Source organism: Bradyrhizobium sp., assembly GCF_049581145.1.
Lineage (GTDB): Bacteria > Pseudomonadota > Alphaproteobacteria > Rhizobiales > Xanthobacteraceae > Bradyrhizobium.
The window spans coordinates 1-2,815 of sequence record NZ_JBAURI010000171.1 but is presented as its reverse complement, the minus strand read 5'-3'; the positions used below and the strand labels follow the sequence as shown (position 1 = coordinate 2,815).

Genomic DNA, 2,815 nt, shown 5'->3' with positions numbered 1-2,815 from the left:
ACTCCGGACAGGAGCCCGGCCCGTGAGCGCCACGAGCGCTCAAAAGCCGCCTCGCGGCGACATGACGTGCCGCAACCGGGCGAGAACATTCATCGCGCCGGCGTCGCCAGTGCGCGCGCCCCGTAGTCTTACGGTCCATATCACGACGTTTCCGTCACAAAGCGGGGGCATCCTATGCACGACGTCGTGCATTTCTCCGACTGGGATTCGCGCCCGTACCGATCAAGACCGTTTACGACCTGTTGGGTATCCGCCCGGATGCCGATGCGGAGGCCGTCAAGCAGGCGTTCCGCAAGGCCGCCAAGTTGCACCATCCTGACCACCATCCCGGCGATCCGGATGCCGCGTCCCGGTTCAGGCGGATCGCCGCCGCCTATGCCATCCTGCGCGACGCAGGACGCCGCGCCAGTTACGACCGGCGGCTGGCGCGCGAACGGCGGCGGGTTCGGTCGACGTGGATGCGCATGATCGCGGCAGACGCGATCTGCGTGGTCCTGCTGGTGATGCTGTTCGTCTGGATGGACCCCATCCTTTCGACGTCGCTGAGGACGCACAAGATCGACTCCGGCGTCGCGCGCGGAGCATCCGAGATCGCGGCCGCGCCAACGGCGGCGCGATCCGCCGTGCAGGACGCGGCGCCAGACAAGCGGCAACACGCGCGGCAAGAGACGCGGCAAGACAAGCGGCAAGACACACGGCAAGACTCGCCGCACGACCGGGACAGCCGCCGCGACAGCCTCGGTCCGATCCCCGACAGGTCGCTCGAGCCGAGCGCCGATCGACTGGCGGCGGATGACGTGCCGGACATGCCCAGGCGCCCGCCGCATCTTCGTCCGCTACCGAACGCGCTCGGCGATATTCCAGCGGACCGCTCAGGCCAGGTTTGGGCCGCCCGCTGACGCGGCCCGCAGTTTCGTTTCGCGCGCGCCTCCGCAGATGCGCAGCCCCATGCGCTTCGAGATCAGGACCTTCGCCAGTTCGACGTCGCCGGCCCACAGCGCGGCCTTGATGTCCTTCGTGGTCGATTCGATCTCGAGCGGGATCATGTCCCGACAAATGCGATGCAGGCTTAGCGCCATCCCCGGTCCCCATAGCTGAGCGTGCGGTTGAACTTCGCGGATTGCGCCGGCTCTTCGTAGCAGCACGCCATCAGGCCGAAGGCGTCGGCGCCGTGGCTCGACCAGTCGTGCTCCGGGCCCAGGCCGATGTTGCGGGCGTCATCGCGCTTCTCGTGATAGAAGCCGAGCGCGTCGCGGCCGGCCTCGGTGGTCGTTTCGTTGAACCAGTATTTCGGCGCCAGCCGGCGCACGTTCTCGATCCGGATCGAGGCCGCGCCCCGGCCCTGGTTCGGCACCGTCTCGACCGCAAAGCCGGCATCGCGCAGATGGTCGGCATAGGTCCTGCCGGTGATCTTCTCGGCGTGCGCGCCGTCATGCGGCAGATACAAAAGCGCGTCCCGACAGCCATGATCGCGCAGCCATTTGACATGGAACGCCAGCACCTGCCCGACCGACTCGTAGTAGTCGAGCACGCGGATCTCCTGCCCGACCCATTGCACGACCCAGGCCGCAAAGGCGTCGGCCTTGGCGCCGGCGCCGCCGATGTCGATGAAGACCCGAAGCGGCAGCAGCGGATCGGCGGCCACGCGGCAGATGCGCCCCCCGAGCCTTGCGTCAGCGAGCAGCCGCGCGAAATAGGCGCCCTCGAAGGCGCGGGCGTAGTCGCCTTCCCAGGTGTGCGGATAGCGCTCCGGATAGAGCGCCAATTCGAGCCGGCGCTCGTCCTCCAATTCCCGCGTGAAGAACGGATTGTCGCGCCAATTGGCCTGCACGACGATCGCGTGGTCGGGTTTCTTGGCGCGCAGAAAATCGTCGATCGCGTCCTTCCGGCGCCGCGGATTCCAGCTCGCCCAGATCTGCGAGCCCGGCGCGCGGATGGTCGGGCGCAGCAACGACAGCGAGCGGTCGGACAGCGTCTGCGCCTCGTCGATCCAGGCGCGCTTGAAGCCTTCCAGCGACTTGATGGATTCGGCGGTGTGATCGGTCATGCCCTGGAAGATGATCACGCCGTCGCCCGGTGTTTCGATGCGGTCGCGCCAGACCTTGAAGCGATGGCCGAGGCCGAGCTCGGCGATCTTCTTCTCGACCAGCCGCTTGGAGGAATCGGCCAGCGTCTTCTGCACCTCGCGGATGCAGACCGCGAGCAGGCCGGCGCCGCCACTTTCGCCCGGCTCGCGCTCGGAGTCCTCGACCAGCAATTCGCCGAAGAAATGCGACTTGCCCGAGCCGCGGCCGCCATGCGCGCCCTTGTAGCGGGCAGGCTTGAGCAGCGGGGTGAAGACTTCAGCGGTCGGAATGCGCAGCGTGAGGTTCATGGCTCAATCCAGCGGGCACTCGTAGTTCGTAGTAACTCGTAGGATGGGTTGAGCCCTTGCGAAACCCATCGTCTTCGTGGATGGACATCGATGGGTATCGCTTCGCTCCACCCATCCTACGGGCTTCGCTCGCAGTGACGGAAAGATCGGAGCGCGCCATCAGTAACTCGCAGGATGGGTTGAGCCCTTGCGAAACCCATCATCTTCGTGGACGGGCATCGATGGGGATCGCTTCGCTCCACCCATCGAGCCCGACATCGATGGGTATCGCTTCGCTCAACCCATCCCACGGGCTGCGCTCGCGGTGACGGAAAGATCGGAGCGCGCCATCAGCGGCCCTCCATGAAGGCGAGGCGGCGCGCGGCTGGCGCGACCGCCTGCGCGTCGGCGGAGGCGAGCATGGCGCGGAGCCTGGCCTTTTCCTCGCGCGGCATCGACCAG

General features: G+C 67.0%; 3 protein-coding genes. 1 reads left to right on the top strand and 2 read right to left on the bottom strand.

What is annotated here, in order from left to right; all coding sequences use genetic code 11:
- Positions 1-242: 242 nt before the first annotated feature.
- Positions 243-899 carry a J domain-containing protein gene (locus WCB02_RS05635; protein WP_423956853.1) on the top strand — a complete coding sequence of 219 codons (657 nt, stop codon included), beginning with the start codon at positions 243-245 and terminating at the stop codon, positions 897-899.
- On the opposite strand, the gene WCB02_RS05630 is transcribed toward WCB02_RS05635, so the two are convergent.
- Both WCB02_RS05630 and WCB02_RS05625 read right to left on the bottom strand, forming a co-directional pair.
- On the bottom strand, positions 873-1,046 hold the full coding sequence (locus WCB02_RS05630) for a hypothetical protein (protein WP_423956852.1): 174 nt from the start codon (positions 1,044-1,046) through the stop codon (positions 873-875). The two genes, WCB02_RS05635 and WCB02_RS05630, sit on opposite strands and share 27 nt — an antisense overlap.
- A gap of 23 nt (positions 1,047-1,069) precedes the next feature.
- Positions 1,070-2,374 (bottom strand): PBSX family phage terminase large subunit, encoded by a 1,305-nt coding sequence (locus WCB02_RS05625; RefSeq protein ID WP_423956851.1) that lies wholly within the window; start codon positions 2,372-2,374, stop codon positions 1,070-1,072.
- Positions 2,375-2,815 lie beyond the last annotated feature (441 nt).

Excerpts from the sequence above, each read along its gene's own strand:
- WCB02_RS05630 (WP_423956852.1), bottom strand. The coding sequence starts at position 1,046 with ATGATCCCGCTCGAGATCGAATCGACCACGAAGGACATCAAGGCCGCG.
- WCB02_RS05625 (WP_423956851.1), bottom strand. The coding sequence starts at position 2,374 with ATGAACCTCACGCTGCGCATTCCGACCGCTGAAGTCTTCACCCCGCTG.